The organism is Sulfurovum sp. bin170 (assembly GCF_010892395.1).
Lineage (GTDB): Bacteria > Campylobacterota > Campylobacteria > Campylobacterales > Sulfurovaceae > UBA1140.
This window is the reverse complement of sequence record NZ_JAACKB010000074.1, coordinates 1-7,067: the sequence shown is the minus strand read 5'-3', so window position 1 is coordinate 7,067 and position 7,067 is coordinate 1. Positions and strand designations below refer to the sequence as shown.

General features: G+C 35.4%; 7 protein-coding genes. 4 read left to right on the top strand and 3 right to left on the bottom strand.

Annotation, left to right across the window (positions count from 1 at the left end; genetic code table 11):
* Window positions 1-364 (top strand): WYL domain-containing protein (locus GSY74_RS01735; RefSeq protein WP_164663394.1); only part of this gene is annotated, 364 nt, incomplete at its 5' end.
* Window positions 345-1,151, top strand: coding sequence for a hypothetical protein (locus GSY74_RS01730; RefSeq protein ID WP_164663393.1), 807 nt, complete (start codon window positions 345-347; stop codon window positions 1,149-1,151). The genes GSY74_RS01735 and GSY74_RS01730, both read left to right, overlap by 20 nt.
* Before the next feature lie 32 nt (window positions 1,152-1,183).
* Here GSY74_RS01730 and GSY74_RS01725 read toward each other — a convergent pair whose 3' ends face one another.
* Genes GSY74_RS01725 through GSY74_RS01715 form a run of 3 tightly spaced genes read right to left on the bottom strand, consistent with a single transcriptional unit; the run spans window position 1,184 to window position 5,679 of the window.
* Complete coding sequence (locus tag GSY74_RS01725) at window positions 1,184-1,900, bottom strand: M50 family metallopeptidase (protein WP_164663392.1); 717 nt, start codon at window positions 1,898-1,900, stop codon at window positions 1,184-1,186.
* Between the two features lie 10 nt (window positions 1,901-1,910).
* Window positions 1,911-4,202 carry a transglycosylase domain-containing protein gene (locus tag GSY74_RS01720; RefSeq protein WP_164663391.1) on the bottom strand — a complete coding sequence of 764 codons (2,292 nt, stop codon included), beginning with the start codon at window positions 4,200-4,202 and terminating at the stop codon, window positions 1,911-1,913.
* Window positions 4,195-5,679 (bottom strand): hypothetical protein, encoded by a 1,485-nt coding sequence (locus tag GSY74_RS01715; protein ID WP_164663390.1) that lies wholly within the window; start codon window positions 5,677-5,679, stop codon window positions 4,195-4,197. Before GSY74_RS01715 ends, GSY74_RS01720 begins: the two co-directional genes overlap by 8 nt.
* A gap of 231 nt (window positions 5,680-5,910) precedes the next feature.
* On the opposite strand from GSY74_RS01715, the gene GSY74_RS01710 reads away from it, so the two are divergent.
* Both GSY74_RS01710 and GSY74_RS01705 read left to right on the top strand, forming a co-directional pair.
* The gene (locus GSY74_RS01710; RefSeq protein WP_164663388.1) at window positions 5,911-6,069 is read left to right on the top strand and encodes a hypothetical protein; all 159 of its coding nucleotides are present in this window, start codon (window positions 5,911-5,913) and stop codon (window positions 6,067-6,069) included.
* Complete coding sequence (locus tag GSY74_RS01705) at window positions 6,069-6,998, top strand: WYL domain-containing protein (protein WP_164663389.1); 930 nt, start codon at window positions 6,069-6,071, stop codon at window positions 6,996-6,998. The genes GSY74_RS01710 and GSY74_RS01705 overlap by 1 nt, the downstream gene beginning before the upstream one ends.
* The last annotated feature ends 69 nt before the right edge of the window (window positions 6,999-7,067 follow it).

Below are 7,067 nucleotides of genomic sequence, written 5' to 3'. Positions count from 1 at the left end.
TTCAAAAACTACTTTTCATAAAAAAGATATTAAACCCTATTTGGACTTTTTGACAACGGTTCAAAATGCCATGACACTTTATGGGGTAGAGTCTAAAGTAGCTACTATTAAAGCGACACCTACAGTTGCGAAATATTTTGAGAAAGATATGAAAAAGTTTCTGCCTTCTCAAAAGTTTAAAAAGAAGTTGGCTGATGGGTCGGTGCTGTTTACTTTGAACTATACTCAAGAGTTAGAGATATTGCCTTTTGTTCAGAAGTGGTTACCTGATTTGCTAGTGCTTGAACCTGTAGAGCTTCGAGAGGCTTATACCCAGAAGTTAAAACTAGCTTTGGAGAATTATGATGCAATACCATCAAATTAAAATAGAAGTAAATGATAATAGAAAACCAAGTTCTTTTATTGGTTCAGCATTGCGTGGGGCATTTGGTCATGCTCTAAAAGAGAGAAGTTGTGTTAATCCTACTTATAAGTGTAAAGGGTGTTTTGCAAAAGAGCGTTGTCTCTATTATGAGTTTTATGAACAGAGCAATGGATATAGACCTTTTCGCTTTAATGTTGAAGTTCGTCAAGAGCGTTATGATTTTGGATTGATTCTATTTTTTGAGGAGAGTAGAGCGTTTGATATGAGTATGGTTATAGATACTTTGTCTTTGATGTTGAGTAAGTACGGCTTGGAGAAAGAACATTTTAAATTTCCACATACTGCCTTTGGTATTGAGACACTTTTTCCTTTAAATCAGATGGCTCTACCGAAAGTTTCCTCTACGGTTCATATAAAATCACTAACCCCATTTATTTTAAAACAAGCCAATAGAAGTTTAATCAAAGAGATTGGCTTAGAAGATATTTTAAGCTCACTCTACAAGCGAAAAGCTTTTTTTGAAGAGGGAAAAGCCCATGCCAAACTTCCATTTACTCCCTCTTATGAGTTGGTCTCATCAAAGAGCCGTTATCAAAAGACATTTAGACGCAGTGACGCTCAAGGGAAAAAGATAATTGTAGAGGGGTATAGTGTGAATCTTAGTGTTAAAAATCTTGATGCACAGAGCTATGAACTTCTCAAATATGGTGAAGTGGTGGCTGTGGGAAATGATACTGTTCGTGGGTATGGTCGGTTTTTGGTGGAGTTTGGGGTAGATGGAGAGTAGTGGTCTCTATTTCCATTTTGTTACTTGTACTTTTAGCCAAAAACCTCTTTTATCTCTTGAATAGTGTAGGAGTATTGAGTGATATGTGTTGAGCTGTATTGATAGATACGATTTAAAATATCTGAAAAATTGATGCCGTCATAGGGGATGGCTGACAAGATACCAATAAGAGCCAAGAGATTGGCACTGGGCAAAAAAAGCACTGCAAAAGGTAGACCAACCTCTTGTATATCAGGCTGTCTTAGACTGGTCTCACTCCATGTACTGTGAATATGATAGATGATGCTGTAGCCAAGAATACCTACCAAAATGTAGTGATATTGGGATTGTGAGAGATAGATAAACAGTATGACTATCATGCTAAAAGTTGGAAAGAAGTAGGGAGCAATGGTAATAAGCCAGTTTCCTCTTCCCACACCAGAGAATTGCATATATCCACCCCAACTGTCCGAGGCTTTGAAATCAACTATTTTGTGAAAGGTCAGCAGGGCAAAGATGGTATGGGTTAGCTCATGCTCTATGGTTAAGAACCAGTTTCCTCTGATATTGCTAAAGATGAAAATCCATAGAAAAAGATAGCTCCCCATACCGATAAACAGGTGTTTGTAGAAATTTTGATGAGTGTATATAGTCTCTGTAATTTCGTAGAGTATGATGAATAATTCATAGGTCAGGAGAGCCAATAGTAGGGCTATTGGGTATTTTAGTAGATTGATGGTTCGGTTTAGTAGGATGATAAATATGTCCATGATTAAGCTTCTAATGCTCTAAAAGAGCTTTTACAAGCTCTCTAAATAGAGGTTTCATCATCTCATAGTGTTTGATTCTTCTACCTATACCTTTTTGACGCTCTACCATAATAACAAAACTGTAGTTTTTACCTTTGACTTTTATAGCTCCTGCTGTCCATTTGCTTTGAGTTAGCGTCTCATTGTTTATTTTGGTATCTGTTGTACCACTTTTGATAAAGAGTGGCTTGAATCCATTGATGGTATTGAAACTCCTTAGCGTTCCATAGCCTGAATGGAGTGGTGCTTTTAGCAGAGTCTTCATATAGATTTTTGTGTTGGTATCAAACAGTTTTCTAATATTATAGGATAATGTAGTAGAGTAGTTTCTCTTAGTTGTTCCTCCTTTTACTAGGTTTGTATCTCTAACGACCTTATAGTTTAGAGAATCAATAATATGTGCCTCTTTGTAGTGACCTGTTGGGTACAAAAGATGTGTCAATTTATGAATAGATTTTTGTAAGTTCAGAGGTGTACTATTGGTCATTCCAAAACTCATCTCATACTGCATACTACTTGCGTTACTATCTTTTTTAAGATTGAACTCATGATATATATCTTTTAATAGTTGCTTCTTGATAGGTTCTTGTACTATCTTAACTCCTCTGTTGTTTTTAACTACAAATTTATCAAAAGCAGATTTCAATGGTAGGTTTTTAGAAGCACCAAATACTCTCATAGCACTGTAGATATTGGCTCCATTCTCCTCACATTTTCCACCATGATTCCCATCAGAGTTAGAGACATTTTTGTATGGTTCATTACAATAGTAGTAGTCCCATTTATCTCCTCTTGCTCCCAAAGCGATAGCTTCAAATATCTTAGAGAGACTACCTATACGGCGTTTATAACTGGTATTCCCTCGTTTGTAGATATGTTTCCAGCTCCCTTTGTCATCAACCACACTTATCCATATATTAGCCTGTTCTCTCTCTTTGATTCCATTTCCATCAAGGTCAACCACCAGACGACCCTCAAGGTTTTTTTCAATTTTTAGAAGGGCTTTGTCAATACCTTTCTTGAATGCCATATTTTTAGCTGTATCTATGGTCATCTTTGCCTCGGTGACTAGATGCTTTGGATGTTTTTGTTGATACTCTTTTAGCTCTTTTCGTAGTAACAAAGTAGAGCTACCTGCTAGTTTCCACACTCTAGCATTTAGATTACCGTAAACTCGTTTTTTTCTATCATCTAAATTCTGTAATATATTGTAAAAGTCTAATGGAACCTCAGGCTCTTTTGGGCATACCCAAGAGTCAATCTCACTACTAAGGGCAGTTATCCTCTTTTTATCATCGGAAAAGTATCGGTTAATGTCTCTTTTAGACTCTCTTTTGATTAGTTTACACTTCTTCTCATTCACTTTTTCAGGTGAAAAGTAGTAGGAGATTTTATGCATTTGACTTAGTAGAATCTGTTCATAATCTTTTAGCTCATGAGGTTTTTTACCGAATATAACAGCAGAGACACTCTCTAGTCCATAGACGGTTCCGTTTGAGACCAATGGTGGTGAGTACATTGCTATCCATCGCTTGAACTCCTCCCCATTTTTCTCTTTTAAATTGTGATAAAAGGTTTTTGCTTCATTTAACTCTTGCCATTTCCTCATGACTGTATTGAGGTGACGACTTGAAGTTAGACCATTAAAATAGTCTTGACCATAGAAGTTTTTGACAAGCTGTTGAGATAGACTGCTCCCACCTCGTCCATTAACGATGATTGACTTTGGAACTCCTATAGGGTCAATACCATTAAAAGACCTAGGGTCATTTATGATGCCCCAAAAATCTATTTGATGGTTATTGAAATTAAGATACTGCTCCTCTCTATCTTTTAGCATACTCCAGTATAGTTTTGGTACATTCTCTATGTAGAGTGTGCTTTTATTTGATTTGTCAAGCTTTGGATTTGCCAATATACCAAGCATATTGTCTTGATTATCTCTTACTTTGGTAGCAATACGCGTAATATGTGTAGGGAAAATTTCCTCTGTCCACTTTTTTTGATTTGGCTCTCCTATGATAGCCCATATATAGGCAGCAGTAGCCACTAGTGTTAGGATGAAGCCTAGAGCCAAAATATTGACAACAGCACCTCTCTTTTTTAGAGCTTGGAAGCTTAACTTTGGTAACCAATATGGTAGTGTTAGTAGCAATATAAAAGGAAGTAGAACTACCATCCACTCGCTATAGAAATTTAGATATTTCACTTGAAATCTCCATGAAATCTCTTCTAAAATACTTCTGATATGACTGCTATACATTCTCTTCTCCTTGCTCTATGTTTTGTAGTATGAATGCCTCAAACTTTTTTCTAGGTACTTGATAGACTCTAAATGACTTATCAGGATAGCTCTCTCTTAGCTCTATGGGGAAATACTCATCAAGAGCCTCTCCTTTTACTTTATTAACAAATAGTGTTGCCAACTTTTGATGTTGCATGTATAGTATTAGCTGTTTGATATTTTCTATCTCTTGGTCATCCACATCTTTAGGCAAAGCTACTAGGTAGTTACCGTTCATCTCTGCTAGATATGGTTTAAGTTTTTGCATTATCTCATTAGAGTATTCTCCATTAAGTATCTTTTTGACAATCCTAAACAGTACCAAGTTATGCTCTTTTGGTTCTTTTGCATAGAGTGTAACAAGCAAAATCAAAAGGTCAATAATAAACCCTGCTGATACAGCATAGAGGTCACCACTGGTGATGTCATCATAGTGTGTCATCTCATCAACAGATTTAATTGTAGATGGGTTCATTAGAGCCATTAGTACAGCTGTTGTTCTTGCAAAAAGCTCTTTGGTATTGCTTCTATCAAAGAAATGTAACTCCTCTATAGGAGAGAGAGCATCAATCCTAGCAATAACTTTTTTAGCTCCAAAACTAAAGTCATTATCCATACAGCTCTCTGTACTTACTTGACCTGTTTTTTTGCTTGTGACGGTTATGGCTTTACGATTTAGTCCACTTCGTGAGATTAGCATATTTTTGAGGTCACTTAGAGTCTGATTTTTAAAATACTTTAGGTTAATCTGTTTGATGCTGTCATTAACTGTACGGTTGAAACCGATAACATCTCCATTTGGGTCAAAACTCTCAATATAGTTAGCTACCTGTAGTATATCTTGGTTTAGTTGGGCTTCAAGCCTCTCTACATCATCAAGGTAACTTTTGGTAAGTCTAGCATCATCTGCTCTTAACCAAGTAAAAGGACCCTCACCAGAGCCTACGGTTCTATCACAAGTTTTACCATCTATTCGCTCTCTGTTTGATTCTGTAGTTGAGTAGTCTGAGAGTTTTTTTAGTTTTGTTCCCATTCTTGAAAATGAGTCTTGAGCTGTGATAAGACTATCTTTAACACCATTGAGCTGTAGTTCGGAACTTCTTTGTGCATGACCTTCAGCAGAGAACTCTTGATACCAGTATGAGAATGAGAAAGTTACACTGGTAACCATAGTTATCATATAGATAGCCAGTAAGGCTACGGCTTTTATCCTATTTTTTCTAAATAGGTCACCTAGATGAAATGCATTGATACTAAATACCAGTGCATACTGTAATGCTCCTACAAGCAGACCCATTACCCCCATCAATAGATAGTCATGCTCTATAACTCCTGTAAGTTTTAGAAAACCTGTATAGCTAGTGTAAAATGAGATGATGGAAAACAATACAATTAGTATGTTTAGTTTAATCTTCTCAACCCTCTTTCGTTCTTTTAGTTCTTGTTCCTTGTTCATAATAAAGCTCCCTATTTCTTTAATTTCTACTGCCATTATAGCTGCATTGAAGACAAAATTTGTCCACCTGCCGAGAGGTCAAAAATATCGGAAAAATTAGCTATAATTTTAAAAATAGGGAAAAGATGGAAGAGTAGTTTATCTAGTAATATTCAGAAATATGGGGTTTGATGGACAACTGTTGTCTCTATAGATTGATATAATTCTAGAAATTTTATAAAAGGAATGGGTATGAAACAGATAAAAAAACGGATAATTTGGGGATTTAGTCCTGTGACGAGAGTTGTAAGAAGTAAAAAAACTTACAATCGAAAAAGAGATAAACATGGAATTAGAAAAGAATTAGTAAACAGACGCATGGCTCGTGAGTTTGTTAGGGAGTATCTGTAATGGCAAAGGTTGCACAAGTTGCTATATTAATGGAACTTTTATATAAAAGAAAAAAATTAAAAGCAGATGATGTATTAGCACAAGAGTTGGGATATGATTGTACTAGAACATTGAGTCGTCATTTAGATTCTATCGTAGAGTATTATGACAATATGATTAAAGTAAAAAAGAGCAGTGGAAACAGTTATGAATTTATCTCTGCTTCCTATATCTTTGAACAGATTATCAGTAATACAGATGATTTGAATTGGTTGTTGGAGATGGTTCACGATTGGGATAGTAGTATTTTAGGACAAATGTATGATAAATCACAAGATAATGAAAAAAATATCTTTTTACATAAAAACTCACCATTTGAAGAGCTAAAAAGTGATGAAGAAAAAGTGATGTTTCGGCATATCCAGATAGCTATTTTAGATAAGAGGTATCAAGATATTTCTTATGTTTATGACACACCAAGGGTACATGAAAAAGCACTCTGCCTTAAACTTATTTTTATGGAGCAGAATTGGTATCTTGCTATTGTAGATCAAGAGAGTGGTTTTCGTTTTTTAAGAGTCTCTTTTATTATAAAAACAGAACCCTCTAAAAAAAGTGATGCCTCCAATGTTGACATATCCGAGTATGATGAATTTTTTAGAACTTTTCAAAACCCATTCTCTCTATATGATAAACCCAAAGAGATAGCTCATATAGTAGCCTCTCCAAAGATTGCTAAATATTTTGAAGAGGGTATGAAAAGTTTTTTTGATTCTCAGCAGTTTATAGAAAAGCGAGAAGATAACTCTGTGGAGTTCAGTGTAGAGTACACACAGCCTATGGAGATACTGCCCTTTGTCAAGAGATGGTTGCCTGATTTAGAGATAGTTTCACCTCAAGCATTAAAAGATGGATTACGAGTTGAGTTAGAAAATTATCTTAACAGATAGATTAAAAAATAGGAGTCTCTTTATATGATAAGAAAAAAAATTATACCAATAGTAATCTTCACAATTTTT